The organism is Moorella humiferrea, from assembly GCF_039233145.1.
Classification (GTDB): Bacteria; Bacillota; DSM-521; order Neomoorellales; family Neomoorellaceae; genus Neomoorella; species Neomoorella humiferrea.
Map to the genome: position 1 here is coordinate 2,612,290 of NZ_CP136419.1, position 18,597 is coordinate 2,630,886.

General features: G+C 54.7%; 19 protein-coding genes and 1 other annotated feature. All 19 genes read right to left on the minus strand.

Annotation, left to right across the window (positions count from 1 at the left end; genetic code table 11):
• Positions 1–24 precede the first annotated feature (24 nt).
• Positions 25–315 carry a 50S ribosomal protein L23 gene (gene rplW / locus MHFGQ_RS13545; protein ID WP_106006343.1) on the minus strand — a complete coding sequence of 97 codons (291 nt, stop codon included), beginning with the start codon at positions 313–315 and terminating at the stop codon, positions 25–27.
• A 45-nt stretch (positions 316–360) separates the two neighbouring features.
• Positions 361–1,011: a 50S ribosomal protein L4 gene (gene rplD / locus MHFGQ_RS13550; RefSeq protein ID WP_106006344.1), complete on the minus strand. Its 651-nt coding sequence runs from the start codon at positions 1,009–1,011 to the stop codon at positions 361–363.
• A gap of 4 nt (positions 1,012–1,015) precedes the next feature.
• Positions 1,016–1,645, minus strand: a complete 630-nt coding sequence (gene rplC / locus MHFGQ_RS13555) for a 50S ribosomal protein L3 (protein WP_106006345.1) — start codon at positions 1,643–1,645, stop codon at positions 1,016–1,018.
• 14 nt (positions 1,646–1,659) lie between these two features.
• The gene (gene rpsJ / locus MHFGQ_RS13560) at positions 1,660–1,968 is read right to left on the minus strand and encodes a 30S ribosomal protein S10 (protein WP_106006346.1); all 309 of its coding nucleotides are present in this window, start codon (positions 1,966–1,968) and stop codon (positions 1,660–1,662) included.
• Between the two features lie 62 nt (positions 1,969–2,030).
• Positions 2,031–3,233 carry an elongation factor Tu gene (tuf, locus tag MHFGQ_RS13565; RefSeq protein WP_106006347.1) on the minus strand — a complete coding sequence of 401 codons (1,203 nt, stop codon included), beginning with the start codon at positions 3,231–3,233 and terminating at the stop codon, positions 2,031–2,033.
• Between the two features lie 89 nt (positions 3,234–3,322).
• A complete protein-coding gene (gene fusA, locus MHFGQ_RS13570; protein WP_106006348.1) occupies positions 3,323–5,401 on the minus strand; it encodes an elongation factor G in 2,079 nt (692 codons plus the stop codon).
• Positions 5,402–5,491: 90 nt separating this feature from the next.
• Complete coding sequence (rpsG, locus tag MHFGQ_RS13575) at positions 5,492–5,962, minus strand: 30S ribosomal protein S7 (RefSeq protein ID WP_106006349.1); 471 nt, start codon at positions 5,960–5,962, stop codon at positions 5,492–5,494.
• A gap of 19 nt (positions 5,963–5,981) precedes the next feature.
• Entirely contained in the window at positions 5,982–6,356 is a 375-nt protein-coding gene (gene rpsL, locus MHFGQ_RS13580) for a 30S ribosomal protein S12 (RefSeq protein ID WP_106006350.1), read from the minus strand.
• 21 nt (positions 6,357–6,377) lie between these two features.
• Positions 6,378–6,629: a ribosomal L7Ae/L30e/S12e/Gadd45 family protein gene (locus MHFGQ_RS13585; protein WP_106006351.1), complete on the minus strand. Its 252-nt coding sequence runs from the start codon at positions 6,627–6,629 to the stop codon at positions 6,378–6,380.
• Positions 6,630–6,667: 38 nt separating this feature from the next.
• Entirely contained in the window at positions 6,668–10,168 is a 3,501-nt protein-coding gene (rpoC, locus tag MHFGQ_RS13590) for a DNA-directed RNA polymerase subunit beta' (protein ID WP_106006352.1), read from the minus strand.
• 3 nt (positions 10,169–10,171) lie between these two features.
• A complete protein-coding gene (rpoB, locus tag MHFGQ_RS13595; RefSeq protein WP_106006353.1) occupies positions 10,172–13,627 on the minus strand; it encodes a DNA-directed RNA polymerase subunit beta in 3,456 nt (1,151 codons plus the stop codon).
• A gap of 222 nt (positions 13,628–13,849) precedes the next feature.
• Positions 13,850–14,233: a 50S ribosomal protein L7/L12 gene (rplL, locus tag MHFGQ_RS13600; RefSeq protein WP_106006354.1), complete on the minus strand. Its 384-nt coding sequence runs from the start codon at positions 14,231–14,233 to the stop codon at positions 13,850–13,852.
• Between the two features lie 38 nt (positions 14,234–14,271).
• Positions 14,272–14,802 carry a 50S ribosomal protein L10 gene (gene rplJ / locus MHFGQ_RS13605; RefSeq protein ID WP_106006355.1) on the minus strand — a complete coding sequence of 177 codons (531 nt, stop codon included), beginning with the start codon at positions 14,800–14,802 and terminating at the stop codon, positions 14,272–14,274.
• Positions 14,803–14,815: 13 nt separating this feature from the next.
• Positions 14,816–14,959: a sequence feature (ribosomal protein L10 leader region), on the minus strand.
• A gap of 13 nt (positions 14,960–14,972) precedes the next feature.
• A complete protein-coding gene (rplA, locus tag MHFGQ_RS13610; protein WP_106006356.1) occupies positions 14,973–15,668 on the minus strand; it encodes a 50S ribosomal protein L1 in 696 nt (231 codons plus the stop codon).
• 53 nt (positions 15,669–15,721) lie between these two features.
• Positions 15,722–16,156: a 50S ribosomal protein L11 gene (gene rplK / locus MHFGQ_RS13615; protein ID WP_106006357.1), complete on the minus strand. Its 435-nt coding sequence runs from the start codon at positions 16,154–16,156 to the stop codon at positions 15,722–15,724.
• Positions 16,157–16,171: 15 nt separating this feature from the next.
• Complete coding sequence (nusG, locus tag MHFGQ_RS13620) at positions 16,172–16,699, minus strand: transcription termination/antitermination protein NusG (protein ID WP_106006358.1); 528 nt, start codon at positions 16,697–16,699, stop codon at positions 16,172–16,174.
• A gap of 8 nt (positions 16,700–16,707) precedes the next feature.
• Entirely contained in the window at positions 16,708–16,941 is a 234-nt protein-coding gene (secE, locus tag MHFGQ_RS13625) for a preprotein translocase subunit SecE (protein WP_106006359.1), read from the minus strand.
• Positions 16,942–16,955: 14 nt separating this feature from the next.
• A complete protein-coding gene (gene rpmG, locus MHFGQ_RS13630) occupies positions 16,956–17,105 on the minus strand; it encodes a 50S ribosomal protein L33 (protein WP_106006360.1) in 150 nt (49 codons plus the stop codon).
• Between the two features lie 180 nt (positions 17,106–17,285).
• Positions 17,286–18,488, minus strand: coding sequence for an elongation factor Tu (gene tuf, locus MHFGQ_RS13635; RefSeq protein WP_106006347.1), 1,203 nt, complete (start codon positions 18,486–18,488; stop codon positions 17,286–17,288).
• Between the last annotated feature and the right edge of the window lie 109 nt (positions 18,489–18,597).

The window sequence follows — 18,597 nt, forward strand, 5'->3', positions numbered from 1 at the left end:
CTTGCTTCTCTCCTTGATCTTAAGCTACTCCAGGCCTTCAAAGACCTTAATTTTATCGCCCGGTCTGAGGGTGACAATAGCTTTCTTCCGGTCCGGCTGACGTCCTGCGAAGCGGCCTACCCGCCGTAATTTGCCGCGATCCATTAAAGTATTAACCTTGAGGACTTTAACGTTAAACAGTTTTTCAATGGCGTTTTTGATTTCAATTTTATTGGCGTTGCGATCAACGATAAAGGTATATTTGTTTTCGGCCATGAGGGCCGTCGATTTTTCCGTTACCAGAGGCTGGAGGATTATTTCTTCAGGTGCCCGCATCTAGCCGCCACCTCCTTTGTTTTGTGGGCAGGACCGTTTTTTAAATTACTGGGCCACCGCCTTCTGGTCCTCCGGCAAGAGGGCCTCTTCTACCCTGGATACGGCTTCTTTAGTAATGACCAGCTTGTCGTGGGCCAGAATGTCGTAAACGTTCAGTCCCGCGGCTGGTAGCCATGTAACCCCCGGCAGGTTGCGTGCCGAAAGGGCGACGTTTTGCTCATTGCCGGCGGTAACGATAAGGGCTTTGTTGTTTACGTTCAGGGCCTTTAGTACGGCGACCATATCCTTGGTCCGGGGCTTTGTCAGTGTTAAATCCTCCAGGACAATTAGTTCGCCGTCGCGGACTTTGGCCGTCAATGCCGATTTGAGTGCCAGGCGGCGTACCTTTTTGGGTAATTTAAAACTATAATCCCGCGGCTTGGGTCCGAAAATCACTGCACCACCGCGCCACAGGGGAGAACGAATGCTGCCGGCTCTGGCGCGGCCCGTACCCTTCTGGCGCCAGGGTTTGCGACCGCCGCCGCTGACCTCGGCCCACCCTTTGGTGGACGCCGTACCCCGTCGCCGGCTAGCCAGCTGCATAATGACCGCCTGGTGGAGAACGGCTTCATTGACCTCGCCACCGAAGACGCGGTCGTCGAGGTCGATCTCCCCGACCTGCTGGCCTAACGTATTATACACGGCTACTCTGGGCATCGCCTTAGCCTCCCTTAACCGAATTCTTGATAATCAACAATCCCCGGCGCGGTCCCGGTACAGAACCCTTGATCAACAGCAGGTTGCGTTCCGGATCGTTTTTAACTACCTCAAGACCAAGGACGGTAACCCTTTCTGCGCCGAGATGCCCGGGCAGCCGACGGCCTTTAAAAACACGGGCCGGACCTTTGGCCGCCAGTGACCCCGGCCGGCGATGATACTTGGAACCGTGTTCCATGGGTCCCCGGTGAAAACCGTGGCGCTTGATGCCACCGGCAAAGCCTTTACCCTTGGATATGCCCGTAACGTCGACTTTTTCGCCGGGGCTGAATATGTCGACTTTAATTTCCTGTCCTACTTGATAATTTTCGGCATCTTCCAGCCGCAGTTCCCGCACATAACGAAAGGGGGTTACCCCTGCTTTGCTGAAATGCCCCCGCAGCGGCTTGTTAACTTTATTCTCTTTTACAGGTTCAAAGCCGACCTGCAGTGCTGCATAACCGTCGTTTTCCACCGTCTTTTTCTGAATCACGACGCAGGGACCGGCCTGGATCACCGTCACCGGTATGGCCCTTCCGGCCTCGTCGAAAATCTGGGTCATGCCCAGCTTTTTCCCTAAAATACCTTTGCGCACCCTGTTACTACCCCCTACAGTTTGATCTCAATGTCAACCCCTGCCGGGAGATCCAGGCGCATCAATGCGTCAACCGTTTTGGGCGTCGGTTCGTGAATGTCGATTAAACGCTTGTGGGTACGCATTTCAAATTGCTCCCGGGAATCTTTATTAACATGGGGTGAACGTAGTATGGTAAAAATGGTCTTCTCCGTCGGCAGCGGGATGGGGCCGGAAACAATTGCCCCCGTGCGCCTTGCCGTCTCGACGATCTTCTGGGACGATTGGTCCAGCAGGCGGTGATCAAAGGCTTTAAGACGGATGCGGATTTTCTGCCTGGCCATTGGGCGTTTTCCCTCCTTCATGGCACGGGATCAGGCAAAACGCCTGATCCCTGCCAGGATAATTATTCAACGATCCCGGTAACGACGCCGGCGCCGACGGTGCGGCCGCCTTCACGAATGGCAAACCGTAAACCCTCTTCAATGGCTATAGGCGTAATGAGCTCAATGCTCATCCGGATGTTGTCCCCGGGCATGACCATCTCTACCCCTTCCGGTAGCTTCACTACCCCAGTCACGTCCGTCGTCCGGAAGTAAAACTGCGGCCGGTAGCCGTTGAAAAAGGGTGTGTGCCGCCCGCCTTCTTCCTTCGTCAGTACGTATACTTCCGCGTTGAATTTGGTGTGGGGCTTGATGGAACCGGGCTTGGCCAAGACCATCCCCCGTTCTACTTCCTTCCGTTCTACACCCCTAAGCAAAGTCCCAATGTTGTCCCCGGCTACCGCTTCGTCCAGGATCTTCCGGAACATCTCTACACCAGTCACTACCGTCTTCCGTACCTGGTCCCTTAAGCCGATTATCTCGACTTCGTCCCCTACCTTTACTTTGCCGCGTTCTACCCTGCCCGTCGTTACCGTACCACGACCGGTGATCGTGAATACGTCTTCTATGGGCATCAGGAACGGTTTGTCTACGTCACGCTCCGGCGTGGGTATATAGCTGTCTACCGCGTCCATCAGTTCCCATATCTTGCTGCACCATTCGCATTCCCGGCTCCCGCATCCGCATTCCATGGCTTTGAGCGCGCTGCCTTTGACTATCGGTATCTCGTCCCCGGGAAATTCGTATTCGCTCAATAACTCCCTTACTTCCATCTCTACCAGCTCTAATAACTCGGGGTCGTCTACCTGGTCTACTTTGTTCATGAATACTACAATGTACGGTACCCCTACCTGCCGCGCTAACAAAATGTGCTCCCGCGTCTGCGGCATGGGTCCGTCCGCCGCCGATACTACCAGTATCGCCCCGTCCATCTGCGCCGCTCCCGTGATCATGTTCTTCACGTAGTCGGCGTGCCCCGGACAGTCGACATGCGCGTAGTGCCGCTTCTCCGTCTCGTACTCTACGTGGGCCGTGGCAATGGTGATGCCCCGTTCCCGCTCTTCCGGCGCCTTGTCTATCTGGTCGTACGCCGTCGGTACCGCTCCCCCTGCCTTCGCTAAACAGAAGGTAATGGCAGCTGTCAATGTCGTCTTACCGTGGTCTACGTGCCCTATCGTCCCTACGTTCACGTGGGGTTTCTTGCGTTCAAATTTTTGCTTGGCCATTCTCCTTTTGCCTCCTCCTAAAAACTCTTGTACCGGCCTTTAGCCAGGTGCTAAGGGCCGGTTTCGCCTTCGTATAAATTCTTTTATGCTTAAGCTCCCTGGCGCTTGGCTATGATTTCCTCGGCAATGTTCTGGGGTACCTCTTCATAATGATCGAACTGCATGACGTATGTCCCCCTCCCCTGGGTACGCGACCGCAGGTCGGTGGCATAGCCAAACATTTCAGCCAGGGGTACAAAAGCGCGTATGACTTGGGCGCCGGCTCGCGGTTCCATGCCTTCCAAACGGCCGCGGCGGGCGTTCAAGTCACCGATGACGTCGCCCATGTATTCCTCCGGCACCACCACTTCCACCTTCATAATGGGTTCCAGCAGCACCGGACCGGCCTTCTTGGCGGCATCTTTAAAGGCTAAAGAACCGGCGATTTTAAAGGCCATTTCTGAAGAGTCGACTTCGTGGTAAGAACCATCCACCAGAGATACTTTGACGTCCACCACCGGGTAACCGGCAAGAACCCCGTTGTTCATGGCTTCCTGGATGCCGGCATCTACCGCCGGTACATATTCTTTCGGCACTACACCGCCGACAATTTTATTCACAAATTCATAGCCCTTACCCCGTTCCTGGGGCTCCACTTCAATAACTACATGGCCGTACTGGCCGCGACCGCCCGTCTGGCGGATGAACTTGCCTTCGGCCTTAACCGGGCGGCGAATGGTTTCTTTATAGGCCACCTGGGGCCGGCCGACGTTGGCTCCCACCTTGAACTCCCGCATGAGGCGATCGACGATTATTTCCAGGTGCAACTCGCCCATACCAGAGATGATGGTCTGGCCGGTTTCCGGGTCGGTGTGTATTTTAAAGGTAGGGTCTTCTTCGGCCAGCTTCTGCAATGCCGTACTCAACTTTTCTTGATCGGCCTTTGTCTTGGGTTCAATGGCCACGGAGATTACGGGTTCTGGAAACTCCATGGATTCCAGGATAATAGGATGCTGTTCATCACACAGGGTATCGCCCGTAGTCGTCTCCTTCAGCCCTACGGCCGCGGCAATATCACCGGCGTAGGCCTCGTCGACTTCCTCACGATGATTGGCATGCATGCGCAAGATCCGGCCGATGCGCTCCCGGCGCCCCTTGGTGGAATTGTATACATAAGAACCGGATTTTATCGTGCCGGAATAGACCCGGAAAAAGGTCAGCTTGCCCACGTAAGGATCGGCCATGATTTTAAACGCCAGGGCGGCAAAGGGCTCGTTATCGCTGGAGTGGCGTTCGTCTTCCGCACCCGTTTCCGGATCAATGCCGTGGATTGCCGGTATATCCGTCGGCGCCGGCAAGAAATCTACCACCGCATCCAGCAGCGGCTGGACGCCTTTATTTTTAAAGGAAGAACCACAGAGTACCGGGACCATTTTCACGGCGATGGTCGCCTTGCGAATACCGGCCTTGATCTCTTCTTCCGTCAGTTCTTCGCCTTCAAGGTATTTAACCATTAACTCTTCGTCGCTTTCGGCGACGGCTTCCAACAGCTTTTCCCGATATTCGCGCACTAGGTCTTCCATATCCGCCGGAATGGGCCCTTCTTCGATAACCGTCCCTAGCTCGTCGGGAAAATAAAGGGCCTTCATTCTAATCAAATCTACCATGCCGCGGAAGTTTTCCTCGGCGCCGATGGGCAGCTGAATGGGTACCGGGTTTGCACCCAGACGCTCGGCGATCATCTTGACGCCCCGGAAGAAATCGGCACCAACGCGGTCCATTTTATTAATATAAGCAATCCGGGGAACACCGTATTTATCTGCCTGTCGCCATACCGTTTCCGACTGGGGTTCGACCCCGCCTACGGAGCAGAACACGGCAATGGCGCCATCGAGGACGCGCAGGGAGCGTTCTACTTCCACCGTAAAATCCACGTGCCCAGGCGTGTCAATAATGTTGATGCGATGGTCACGCCAAAAGCACGTTGTGGCGGCGGAGGTAATGGTAATACCCCGTTCCTGTTCCTGAACCATCCAGTCCATCGTGGCATTGCCGTCGTGGACTTCTCCTAAGCGATGCACGCGGCCGGTGTAAAATAAAATCCTCTCGGTGGTAGTGGTCTTACCGGCATCGATGTGGGCCATGATGCCGATGTTACGGGTTTTTTCTAATGGGTATTCCCTTGCCATATGGTTTCTTCCCTTCTATCAATCAGGTTTCAGGTACCGGTGGCCGCCGTGAGGCGCGGCCCCCAGTTCCTGGGCCCCTGACCCCCACGCCTACCACCGGTAATGAGCAAAGGCTTTATTGGCTTCCGCCATCTTATGGGTGTCTTCACGTTTTTTAACGGCACCGCCGGTGTTGTTGGCGGCATCCATTAATTCGGCAGCAAGTTTTTCGGCCATGCTCTTGCCGCTGCGTGCCCGGGCATAGTTTACCAGCCAACGAATACCCAGGGTCTGCCGTCTTTCCGGCCTAACCTCTACCGGTACCTGATAGTTGGCACCGCCGACGCGACGGGCCTTCACTTCCAGAAGGGGCATTACGTTTTTTAAGGCCTGTTCGTAGACCTCCAGGGGGTCCTTCCCCGTCTTTTTCTTTATAGTTTCAAAGGCCTCGTAACAGATCCGCCGGGCCAGCGACTTTTTGCCGTCGCGCATGACCTGGTTAATCAATTTGGTAACTTTAGTGCTACCGTAGATCGGATCGGGCAATACTTCCCGCCGGGGTACACTGCCTCGCCGTGGCAACCCTTATCCCCCCTTACCACTACTTTTTGGGCCGTTTGGCCCCGTATTTGGAGCGGCCCTGGTTGCGGTTCTGAACGCCGGCAGCATCGAGGGCTCCCCTGATTATATGATACCTGACACCGGGCAAATCCTTCACCCTGCCCCCTCGTACCAGGACCACCGAGTGTTCCTGTAGATTGTGGCCTATTCCGGGGATGTAGGCGGTTACCTCAATGCCGTTGGTGAGGCGCACCCTGGCGACTTTGCGCAGGGCCGAATTGGGTTTTTTAGGCGTCGTGGTATAGACGCGGGTACATACCCCCCGTTTTTGCGGACATTCCTTTAAGGCGGGGGCCGTCGACTTTTTTACGACCTTTTCCCGCGCCTCCCGTACCAGCTGCTGGATTGTCGGCACTCCTTCCACCTCCTTCCCCGGTTATTCTTCCAGGATGACGGCTGAGGCCGAGCCCACTTCAATGCCGCAGGTCCGGCCCAGCTCTTTCATGGAATCTACTTCTATTATTTCCACACCCCGGGCGCGACATAGCTCACGTAGCGGCCCGGTGACGTGGGGCTCGGCATCCCTGGCAATATAGACCACCCGGGCTGTCCCCTTCATTACCGCCTTGGTGACCTGCTTGGTGCCGACTACCTTCTTTTTGGCCACCCGCAAACGCTCATAGGACATAATACAACCCCCCTGGGCAGTCACACTTTTTTATACTATCATTTTCCGGTAGCCGTGTCAACAGATGCCGCAGCATCTGCACCTGTTTCTTCCTCCGGCGTTATTAAGCGGAGCTGCCGGTAGCGGCTCATGCCGGTGCCAGCCGGGATGAGCTTGCCGATGATGACGTTTTCTTTTAATCCCAGGAGGGGATCGACCCGCCCTTTTATAGCCGCTTCCGTCAGCACCCGCGTCGTCTCCTGGAAGGAGGCCGCCGACAGGAAGGAATCCGTCGCTAAAGACGCCTTGGTAATGCCCAAAAGCACCGGCCGCGCCGTGGCCGGTCGGCCGCCCCTGGCCTCTACCTCGCGGTTGACTTCTTCAAATTCAAAGGCATCCACCAGGGTACCGGGCAACAGATCGGTATCCCCCTCATCCTCTACCTTGACTTTGCGCAGCATTTGCCGGATCATGATTTCAATGTGCTTGTCGTTGATGTCCACCCCCTGGAGGCGGTAAACCCGCTGCACCTCCCGCAGAAGATATACCTGCACACCGCGCACGCCTTTTACCTTCAAGAGGTCGTGGGGGTTGACGGAGCCTTCCGTCAACTCGTCCCCGGCTTCTACATGGTCGCCTTCGTTAACCTTCAAACGGGAGCCGTAGGGGATGGTGTAAGTGAACTTTTCGCCGTTTATGTCGGTAATTTCGATCTCCCGCCCGCGCCGGCCGCGGACTTCGTTGATGGCGGTGACGGTGCCGCTGACTTCGGCGATGATGGCCTGGCCTTTGGGTTTGCGGGCTTCAAAGAGCTCTTCTACCCTGGGCAAACCCTGGGTGATGTCTTCTCCGGCCACACCTCCGGTGTGGAAGGTGCGCATGGTCAGCTGGGTACCCGGTTCGCCGATGGACTGGGCGGCAATGATGCCTACAGCTTCGCCCAGTTCCACGTCTTTACCCGTCGACAGGTCCTGACCGTAGCACTTACGGCAGACACCGTAGCGGGTGCGGCAGGTGAGGACCGACCGGATCTTTACTTTTTTGATGCCGGCAGCCACAATGGCCCGGGCTGCTTCTTCGCTGATCATGGTGTCGGCGGCAACCAGGAGTTCCCCGGTCTCTGGATGGTAGATGTCCTCCAGGGCGTAGCGCCCCGTGATGCGTTCTTCCATCTTTTCGATGACCTGGTTGCCTTCGCTGAATTCCTCGACCTCGATGCCTTCGATGGTGCCGCAGTCGTCTTCGCGGACGATGACGTCCTGGGCTACGTCCACCAGGCGCCGGGTAAGATACCCGGAGTCGGCGGTGCGCAGGGCCGTATCGGCCAGACCCTTACGGGCACCGTGGGTGGAGATGAAGTACTCCAGCACCGTCAGGCCTTCCCGGAAGTTAGCCTTGATGGGCAGGTCGATTATCCGTCCGGACGGGTCGGCCATAAGGCCCCGCATACCGGCCAGCTGGCGGATCTGCTGGACGTTACCGCGGGCACCTGAGTTGGCCATCATGAACACGGGGTTGAATTTGTCCATGCCGGCCATGAGTTTTTTGGTCAGGGTGTCGGTGGCGCCGTTCCACAAGGCGATGACCTTCTGGTAACGCTCTTCTTCGCTGATTAAACCTTTGCGGTACTGCTGATCGATTTTCTCCACCGCTGTCTCGGTCTCGGCTATTATTTCTTTCTTTTCCGGGGGCACGACAATGTCGTTGATGCCGATGGTAAAGCCGGCCAACGTGGAGTAGTGGAAGCCTACCTTCTTGATGCCGTCTAAAAGGGTGGCCGTGGCTTCTGTGCCTAAAATTTTATAGCAGCGGTCGATGATCTCCGTGAGTTTCTTCTTGTCGACTTCGCAGTTGTAGTAGCCCAGCTCCTTGGGGATGGGGATCTCTTTGTTGAATATCAGGCGGCCAACGGTCGTCTCTAAAAGTTTACCGTCTTCCATCCGCACCTTGATCAGGGCGTGGACGTCGATGTCTTTGTTGATGTAGGCCATGTAGGCCTCTTCGTAGCTGGCAAAGGCCTTGCCTTCGCCCTTGGCGCCGGGGCTGACGGTGGTAAGATAGTAGGAACCCAGCACCATATCCTGGGTGGGCGAGACGACGGGTTTGCCGTCCTTAGGATTTAGAATGTGATGGGCGGCCATCATTAAAAGGCGCGCCTCGGCCTGGGCTTCGGCCGACAGGGGCACGTGAACGGCCATCTGGTCGCCGTCGAAGTCGGCGTTGTAGGCCGTGCAGACCAGGGGGTGGATCTGGATGGCCCGGCCTTCCACCAGGACCGGTTCAAAGGCTTGTATCCCTAAACGGTGCAGGGTCGGCGCCCGGTTTAAAAGTACCGGATGCTCGGCGATAACCTCCTCCAGCACGTCCCAGACTTCATTCTTTACCCGTTCCACCATGCGCTTGGCGCTCTTGATATTGTGGGCCAGGCCTTTGTCCACCAGCCGTTTCATCACAAAGGGCTTGAAGAGTTCCAGGGCCATCTCTTTGGGCAGGCCGCACTGGTGGATCTTCAGCTCCGGCCCGACGACGATCACCGACCGGCCTGAGTAGTCGACCCGCTTGCCCAAAAGGTTCTGACGGAAGCGTCCCTGCTTGCCTTTAAGCATGTCGCTTAAAGACTTCAAGGGCCGGTTACCGGGCCCGGTCACCGGCCGGCCGCGGCGGCCGTTGTCGATGAGGGCGTCCACCGCTTCTTGAAGCATGCGTTTTTCGTTGCGGACGATGATGTCCGGCGCGCCTAAATCAAGAAGCCTTTTTAACCGGTTGTTGCGATTGATTACCCGGCGGTAGAGATCATTGAGATCGGAAGTAGCAAAACGGCCGCCGTCCAGCTGCACCATGGGTCGAAGTTCTGGCGGGATTACCGGAATGACGTCTAGAATCATCCATTCGGGGCGGTTGCCGGATTTGCGGAAGGCCTCCACTACCTCCAGGCGGCGGATGGCTCGGATTTTGCGCTGGCCGCTGCTTTCCTTCAACTCCTGGCGCAGTTCGGCGGCCAGCTGGTCGAGATCGATCTCCTGGAGAAGTTCCTTTATGGCCTCGGCGCCCATGGCCGCCCGGAAAGCATTGCCGTACTTGTCCCGGTATTCCCGGTACTCGGCTTCTGTCAGCAGCTGCTTTTTCATCAGGGGGGTGTCGCCCGGGTCTATTACAACATATGATACGAAATAAAGAACTTTTTCCAGGGCCCGGGGCGACATGTCGAGGATGAGGCCCATGCGGCTGGGAATGCCTTTAAAATACCAAATATGGGATACAGGAGCCGCCAGCTCGATGTGCCCCATGCGTTCCCGCCGCACCTTGGAACGGGTTACTTCCACTCCGCAGCGGTCGCAAACTATACCCTTGTAACGCACGCGTTTGTATTTGCCGCAGTGACACTCCCAGTCCTTGGTAGGGCCGAAGATGCGCTCGCAGAATAGACCGTCGCGTTCCGGTTTCAGGGTGCGGTAGTTGATGGTTTCCGGCTTCTTTACCTCACCGCTGGACCAGGCCCGGATCTGCTCCGGTGAAGCCAGGCCGATGCGCATGCGCTCAAAATTGCTTACATCCAGCATTATTTATTCCTGCCCCCCTTCATATTTGCCTCCCCGGAGGCCGACCCGGGGCTTTATGGGTGCAAAATCGTCGTCCAGCTCGGCGTCGTCAACCTCCAACTCCTCAAAGGCGTCGGCATCGAGTTCAACGGGTTCAAAGTCAATATCTTCTTCTTCCTCTTCCCCGTTTTCACCGTTTTCCTCAGGTTCCGTTTCAGGCCGCCCTTGAATTTCGAGGCCTAAATCAGGCACCGTTTCTACCCCGTCGTCATCGTCTTCTTTAATCTCGATCTCCTCGTTTTCCTCGGACAGGACCTTCACATCCAACCCCAGGCTCTGGAGTTCTTTAATCAATACCTTAAAGGATTCCGGCACTCCGGGTTCGGGAACGTTTTCCCCTTTCACAATGGCCTCGTAGGTTTTTACGCGACCAACAACGTCGTCGGATTTCACCGTTAAAATCTCCTGCAGGGTGTAAGCGGCGCCGTAGGCTTCCAGAGCCCAAACTTCCATCTCGCCAAAGCGCTGGCCGCCGAACTGGGCTTTGCCTCCCAGGGGTTGCTGGGTGACCAAGGAATAGGGCCCTGTGGAACGGGCATGGATTTTATCGTCTACGAGATGGGCCAGCTTCAACATGTACATGTAGCCTACGGTAATGGGCCGGTCGAAGGGTTCGCCGGTACGGCCGTCGTAGAGGATGGTTTTACCGTCCTCGGGCAACCCCGCCTCGCGCAGCTTGGCTTTGATTTCTTCCTCCGACGCCCCGTCGAAAACCGGCGTAGCCACATGAATCCCCAGGGCTTTGGCAGCCCAGCCAAGGTGTGTTTCTAAAATCTGGCCGAGATTCATTCGCGACGGAACGCCCAGGGGATTCAAAACAATTTCAATAGGTGTACCGTCGGGGAGAAACGGCATGTCTTCTTCCGGCAGAATACGAGAAATAACGCCTTTATTACCGTGACGGCCGGCCATCTTATCGCCCACGGAAATTTTCCTTTTTTGGGCCACATAAACCCGTACCAGCTCGTTCACTCCCGGAGCCAGCTCGTCGCCGTTTTCCCGGGAAAAAACTTTAACGTCGACGACAATACCCGATTCCCCATGGGGTACGCGCAGGGAAGTATCCCGTACTTCCCGGGCTTTTTCCCCAAAGATGGCCCGTAGCAGTCGCTCTTCGGCCGTCAACTCCGTTTCTCCTTTGGGGGTTACCTTTCCGACCAGGATGTCGCCCGGCCGCACCTCGGCACCGATGCGAATAATACCCCGCTCGTCCAGGTCTTTCAAAACGTCCTCGCTGACGTTGGGGATGTCGCGGGTTATCTCCTCCGGTCCCAGTTTGGTATCGCGGGCGTCGCATTCATATTCTTCAATATGAATCGAGGTAAAGACGTCTTCTTTGACCAGCTTTTCGCTGATAAGAATGGCGTCTTCATAGTTGTAACCTTCCCAGGTCATAAAGGCGACTAAAATGTTGCGTCCAAGGGCCAATTCACCGTGGTCCGTTGAAGGGCCGTCGGCTATGGGCTGGCCGGCCGTTACCCTTTCTCCCTTTTTAACTATGGGTCTCTGGTTTATGCACGTTCCCTGGTTGGAACGGACAAATTTTTGTAAGCGATAGGTGTCCAGGGTGCCGTCATCGTTGCGTACGACGATCTCCCTGGACGTAACCCTATCCACTGTACCACTTTTACGGGCCAGCACCACCGCCCCGGAATCCCGGGCCGCCCGCCATTCGACACCGGTTCCTACAAGGGGTGCTTCGGTACGTAAAAGGGGTACGGCCTGACGCTGCATGTTGGCGCCCATAAGGGCGCGGTTGGCGTCGTCATGCTCCAGGAAGGGTATGAGGGCCGTGGCCACGCTGACCATCTGTTTGGGAGAAACGTCCATATAGTCAACGCGCTCGGCCGGAACCACCACGATTTCCCCCGCATGGCGGGCATTAACCCTTTTTTCTATAAAGCGACCTTCTTCATCCAAAGGGGCGTTCGCCTGGGCGATGACGTACTTGTCCTCTTCATCGGCAGTCAGGTAGTGGATTTCATTGGTGACGACGCCCCTCTCTTTATCCACCCGGCGATAAGGAGTTTCAATGAATCCGAACTCGTTTATCCTTGCATAGGTGCTTAAAGAGCCAATCAGGCCGATATTCGGTCCTTCCGGCGTTTCAATGGGACACATGCGGCCGTAGTGGGAAGTATGTACGTCCCGCACCTCAAAACCCGCTCGTTCCCTGGACAAACCGCCGGGACCTAAAGCCGAAAGCCTTCTTTTATGGGTCAGCTCGGCCAGAGGATTGGTTTGATCCATAAACTGGGAAAGCTGGCTGGAACCAAAAAATTCTTTGATGGCCGCCACAACCGGACGGATGTTAATTAAAACCTGGGGGGTAATGGCCTCGGCATCCTGAATGGTCATCCGTTCCCTTACCACCCGTTCCATGCGGGCAAGGCCGATCCGGAACTGGTTCTGGAGGAGCTCGCCAACGGAACGCAGTCTCCTGTTGCCGAGGTGATCGATATCGTCGGGTTTTACTTCGCCGTCCATCAGACGCAACAGGTATTTAATGGCGTGAATAATGTCTTCCTTGGTAAGGCAGCGGATGTATTCCTGCCGCCCGTTGACCTCCTGGGTCAAAATACCGTGGCCCAGTTTTTTGTTGAGCTTATAGCGGCCGACGTTGCCGAGGTCGTAACGCTTGGGATCAAAAAACAGGGATTCCAAGAGGGTCCTGGCACTTTCAACCGTCGGGGGCTCGCCCGGACGTAGACGTTTATAGATCTCTACCAGGGCTTCTTCTTCCGAATCGGTATTATCCTTTTCCAGGGTGTTCTGGATACGGGCATCAAAGTCAAAAAGTTCCAGGATACGGGCATTAGTGCTATAACCAACGGCCCGGAGGAGAACGGTCGCCGGAATTTTGCGCGTACGATCGATGCGCACATAAATGCTCTCTGTATTATCAGTTTCAAATTCCAGCCAGGCGCCGCGGTTGGGGATAAGGGTGGCCCCGTAAATTTTAGCACCGTTGGCGTCGATAGTTTCCGTATAATAAACCCCGGGCGAACGGACAAGCTGGCTGACTATGACTCTTTCGGCGCCGTTAATAATAAAGGTGCCCTTTTCCGTCATCAGGGGGAAATCCCCCATGAAGACTTCCTGTTCCTTTACTTCTCCCGTTTCTTTATTAATTAAGCGCACCTTAACCCGCAGGGGGGCGGCGTAGGTCATATCCCGTTCTTTGCACTCTTCCTGGGTATATTTGGGTTCACCCAGGGAATAATCGATGAATTCCAGGACCAGGTTGCCGGTAAAATCCTGGATGGGTGAAATGTCATGTAAAATTTCCCGTAAACCTTCATCAATAAACCACTGGTAGGAGTTGCGCTGGATCTCGATCAGGTTGGGCAACTCAAGGGTTTCCCTTATTTTGCCAAAGGTCCAGCGTTCCCTGGTCCCGACTTTAAGCGGATAGGCCAACTCTGTTCCCCCCTACAAGAAATTCAAAAGCAAGGTAATAAAAACCTCGCTTTTGCCCTTTTAGGTTTCCTGCTTCCTATTATTGCCGTTCGTGATAACCCTTAATCATCTATCGGCGAATTAATGGCATTTTGTTATGCTATCATAAACCGCGATGAATGTCAAGAATAAAATATTAGCCGGGGCAAGAATGTCCCCGGCTTTGCATTATAGAATAAACGCTTACTTGATTTCCACAGTGGCGCCGGCTTCTTCCAGCTTGGCCTTGATGCTTTCGGCTTCTTCCTTGCTGACCTTTTCCTTAACCGGTTTAGGAGCGTTATCCACAAGGTCCTTCGCCTCTTTGAGGCCCAGGGCGGTGATTTCGCGCACCACTTTAATAACGTTAATCTTCTTGTCACCGGCTGATTTGAGGATGACATCGAATTCTGTTTGCTCTTCAGCCTGGGCTTCGGCCGGAGCGGCTGCAGCACCGGGAGCAACGGCCATGGCCACCGGCGCGGCGGCGCTGACACCAAATTCTTCTTCCAGGGCTTTAACAAGGTCTGCCAGTTCCAGAACCGTTAAACCTTTAACGGCTTCGATAATTTCCTGCACCTTGCTCATTCTTATAGGTCACTCCTTTTAGAATATATTAGTGTGTATTAAGCTGCTTCTTCCTTCTTTTTGCGAACGGCTTCCAGTACGTAAACCAAATTGCGGATGTTGCCGGCCAAGACGTTGACCAGACCGGCCAGGGGCGCCTGAAAGCCGCCGACAACCTTGGCCAACAGTTCTTCCCGCGAGGGCAGATCGGCAAGGGCCTTGATTTCGTCCTGCCCGATCACACGACCCTGCAATACTCCCGCTTTTATCTGGAAAGTTTTGCTGTTACGCATAACTTCCATCAAAATTTTGGCAGGTGCGGCAGGGTCGTTTAAGCTGAAGGCGGCGGCCGTGGGGCCTTCTAGAAAGGCGTCGAGGCCTTCCAACCCTAACTCCTGGGCCGCCCGGCGGGTGAGGGTATTTTTCACAACTTTAAATTCTACCCCTGCTTCCCGCAATTTACGGCGCAGCTGGGTCATTTCTTGAACGTTCATGCCCCGGTAATCGGCCAGGATGGTAACAATGGAACTGCCCAGTTTTTCTTTAAGCTCGGCGACCGCCGCGGCCTTGGCTTCCCGCTGTTTATTCATTTCTTCACCTCCATGCCCAAAATAAAAAGCCCTCCGCAGACACGCGAGGGCTACGGCTGTAAAAAATTACAGCCAAACGTTCACGCTACCTCGGCAGGTAAATATTTAAGCCTTTCCCCAAGGCACCTGCTGTCTACGGTAAAGGTCTTGCTATTAAATTTTTAAGACTGTTATCTTACGGCCTTAACGGTGTTAATTTTAATACCCGGACCCATAGTTGTCGCCACGCTGATGCTTTTTAAATACTGACCCTTGGCGGCCGCCGGTTTGGCCCTCACCAGGGCCTCGATTAGGGCCTGGAAATTTTCCCTCAATTTTTCTTCGGGGAAGCTGGCTTTGCCTATGGGCGCATGGACGATGGCCGTTTTATCTACCCGGAATTCTATTTTACCGGCCTTTACTTCCTTGACGGCTCTGGCAATGTCCATGGTTACCGTACCTGTTTTGGGATTGGGCATTAGACCCCTCGGACCCAAAATGCGGCCCAATTTACCGACAACGCCCATCATATCCGGAGTGGCAATGGCAACGTCAAAATCCAGCCATCCATTTTGGATCTTTTCCACCAGTTCTTCGGCGCCCACGTAATCGGCCCCGGCTTCCTCGGCCTCTTTAGCCTTTTCCCCCTTGGCAAACACCAGAACCCGACGGGTTTTCCCCGTGCCGTGGGGTAGAACCACCGTTCCCCGCACCTGCTGGTCGGCATGGCGGGGATCCACACCCAAACGGACAGCCACTTCAACGGTTTCGTCAAATTTCGCGCTTGCCGTTTTCTTGGCCAGGGCTATTGCTTCTGCCGGTTCATAAAGCTGTTGCCTGTCTACCAGTTTGCTAATCTCGCGGTACCTTTTACCGTGTTTAGGCATGTAGTTTTTCCTCCTTGTGGTACAAGCGGATTTACTCCTCCCACACCATCTTTTTAAGCCTCGACCTCTACGCCCATGCTGCGTGCCGTGCCCTCGATCATACGCATGGCCGCTTCAATGCTGTTGGCATTAAGGTCTTTCATCTTCAACTCGGCAATCTCCCGTACCTTGTCCCGGGAGATTTTCCCGACCTTTTTGCGGTTGGGCTCTCCGGAGGCCGTCTCTATACCCAGGGCCTTTTTGATCAAAACGGCTGCGGGAGGCGTCTTGGTAATAAACGTAAAGGAGCGATCTTCATAAACCGTGATCTCCACCGGGATAATAAGGCCGGCCTGGTTGGCCGTCCTATCGTTAAACTCCTTTACGAAGGCCATTATATTTACACCGTGCTGACCCAACGCCGGGCCAACTGGAGGCGCCGGTGTGGCTTTGCCCGCCGGTACCTGCAGTTTAACGACGGCCACAACCTTTTTGGCTTTTGGTGGCAACTCTCAACACCTCCTTTAGTCGATTTTTTCGATCTGGTTTATATCCAGCTCCACGGGTGTTTCCCGTCCGAACATGGAAACCATGACTTTAATCTTGCCCTTTTCCGGCTCGATTTCTTCAATGGTGCCGATAAAATTTTCAAAGGGGCCGCTGGTTACGCGCACATTCTCGCCCACAGCCACATCGATCCGCGGACGCGGCTCTTCGACGCCCATCTGCCGCAGGATTTGCTGCGCCTCTTCTTCCCGCAGGGGTATGGGTTTATTGCCCGTACCCACGAAACCGGTTACCCCCGGGGTGTTGCGTACAACATACCACGAAGCGTCGGTCAAAATCATTTCGACCAGAACGTAGCCCGGATAAATTTTGCGCTTTACTATCTTGCGTTTACCGTCTTTTACCTGGATTTCGTCTTCCATGGGTACGACTACTCTAAAGATCTTGTCCCCCATGTTCATCGACTCGACGCGCTTTTCCAGGTTGGCTTTGACCTTGTTTTCGTAGCCAGAATAGGTATGAATGACAAACCAGGCCTTTTCCATATTGACCTCTACCGCAAAATCAATTTACCCAATAAGAAACTGAATACGGAATCTACGATCCAGATCAACGCCGCCATCATAAGCACGGATACAACGACGACCGACGTATAGATAACCAGCTCCCTGCGGGACGGCCAGTGAACCTTCTTTAACTCCGTCCATGAACCCCGAAAAAATTTACCGGCCTGCTCTTTTAAACTCGTTTTATTGTTTACAGTTCTGGCCACGGTTTTGGTTGCCATTTTAAAAACCCGCCCTATTTGGTTTCTTTATGCACGGTGTGCCTGCCACAGCTCGGACAGTATTTTTTCAGTTCCAGGCGATCGGGATCGTTCTTTTTGTTCTTGGTGGTAGTGTAATTGCGCTGCTTACATTCGGTGCATGCCAGGGTTATACCAACCCGCACTGCCCGCCACCTCCATTATGATGAAGTGGGGAGGTGGAAAACCGCCGTTATGCAGTATCCCCTTCCCACTTCGTCTTTTCCCTTTTAATTTTTAAGTAAAATTAATACGCACCGCCGGAATATCCGTGCGGTTGAACACTCTATTTAGTTTGCCATAAACCTAAAGTCCTGTCAATATTTTTATTCAACGATCCCGGTGACGACGCCGGCGCCGACGGTGCGGCCGCCTTCACGAATGGCAAACCGTAAACCCTCTTCAATGGCTATAGGCGTAATGAGCTCAATGCTCATCCGGATGTTGTCCCCGGGCATGACCATCTCTACCCCTTCCGGTAGCTTCACTACCCCGGTCACGTCTGTCGTCCGGAAGTAAAACTGCGGCCGGTAGCCGTTGAAAAAGGGTGTGTGCCGCCCGCCTTCTTCCTTCGTCAGTACGTATACTTCCGCGTTGAATTTGGTGTGGGGCTTGATGGAACCGGGCTTGGCCAACACCATCCCCCGTTCTACTTCCTTCCGTTCTACACCCCTAAGCAAAGTCCCAATGTTGTCCCCCGCTACCGCTTCGTCCAGGATCTTCCGGAACATCTCTACACCAGTCACTACCGTCTTCCGTACCTGGTCCCTTAAGCCGATTATCTCGACTTCGTCCCCTACCTTTACTTTGCCGCGTTCTACCCTGCCCGTCGTTACCGTACCACGACCGGTGATCGTGAATACGTCTTCTATGGGCATCAGGAACGGTTTGTCTACGTCACGCTCCGGCGTGGGTATATAGCTGTCTACCGCGTCCATCAGTTCCCATATCTTGCTGCACCATTCGCATTCCCGGCTCCCGCATCCGCATTCCATGGCTTTGAGCGCGCTGCCTTTGACTATCGGTATCTCGTCCCCGGGAAATTCGTATTCGCTCAATAACTCCCTTACTTCCATCTCTACCAGCTCTAATAACTCGGGGTCGTCTACCTGGTCTACTTTGTTCATGAATACTACAATGTACGGTACCCCTACCTGCCGCGCTAACAAAATGTGCTCCCGCGTCTGCGGCATGGGTCCGTCCGCCGCCGATACTACCAGTATCGCCCCGTCCATCTGCGCCGCTCCCGTGATCATGTTCTTCACGTAGTCGGCGTGCCCCGGACAGTCGACATGCGCGTAGTGCCGCTTCTCCGTCTCGTACTCTACGTGGGCCGTGGCAATGGTGATGCCCCGTTCCCTCTCTTCCGGCGCCTTGTCTATCTGGTCGTACGCCGTCGGTACCGCTCCCCCTGCCTTCGCTAAACAGAAGGTGATGGCAGCTGTCAATGTCGTCTTACCGTGGTCTACGTGCCCTATCGTCCCTACGTTCACGTGGGGTTTCTTGCGTTCAAATTTTTGCTTGGCCATTCTCCTTTTGCCTCCTCCTTACATGGCTTTCCTCTGCAATTTCCTGCGCCGCGCTTTTCACGTAGCCGGGCGTGGCATTCCAAAAGATATTTCTACATTTATCGGTCTT

Bases quoted from the DNA above. Each gene is read 5' to 3' on its own strand.
- rplW (WP_106006343.1), bottom strand. From the start codon at position 315: ATGCGGGCACCTGAAGAAATAATCCTCCAGCCTCTGGTAACGGAAAAA.
- rplD (WP_106006344.1), bottom strand. From the start codon at position 1,011: ATGCCCAGAGTAGCCGTGTATAATACGTTAGGCCAGCAGGTCGGGGAG.
- rpsJ (WP_106006346.1), bottom strand. From the start codon at position 1,968: ATGGCCAGGCAGAAAATCCGCATCCGTCTTAAAGCCTTTGATCACCGC.
- tuf (WP_106006347.1), bottom strand. From the start codon at position 3,233: ATGGCCAAGCAAAAATTTGAACGCAAGAAACCCCACGTGAACGTAGGG.
- fusA (WP_106006348.1), bottom strand. From the start codon at position 5,401: ATGGCAAGGGAATACCCATTAGAAAAAACCCGTAACATCGGCATCATG.
- MHFGQ_RS13585 (WP_106006351.1), bottom strand. From the start codon at position 6,629: ATGTCCTATGAGCGTTTGCGGGTGGCCAAAAAGAAGGTAGTCGGCACC.
- rpoC (WP_106006352.1), bottom strand. From the start codon at position 10,168: ATGCTGGATGTAAGCAATTTTGAGCGCATGCGCATCGGCCTGGCTTCA.
- rplL (WP_106006354.1), bottom strand. From the start codon at position 14,233: ATGAGCAAGGTGCAGGAAATTATCGAAGCCGTTAAAGGTTTAACGGTT.
- rplJ (WP_106006355.1), bottom strand. From the start codon at position 14,802: ATGAATAAACAGCGGGAAGCCAAGGCCGCGGCGGTCGCCGAGCTTAAA.
- rplA (WP_106006356.1), bottom strand. From the start codon at position 15,668: ATGCCTAAACACGGTAAAAGGTACCGCGAGATTAGCAAACTGGTAGAC.
- nusG (WP_106006358.1), bottom strand. From the start codon at position 16,699: ATGGAAAAGGCCTGGTTTGTCATTCATACCTATTCTGGCTACGAAAAC.
- secE (WP_106006359.1), bottom strand. From the start codon at position 16,941: ATGGCAACCAAAACCGTGGCCAGAACTGTAAACAATAAAACGAGTTTA.
- tuf (WP_106006347.1), bottom strand. From the start codon at position 18,488: ATGGCCAAGCAAAAATTTGAACGCAAGAAACCCCACGTGAACGTAGGG.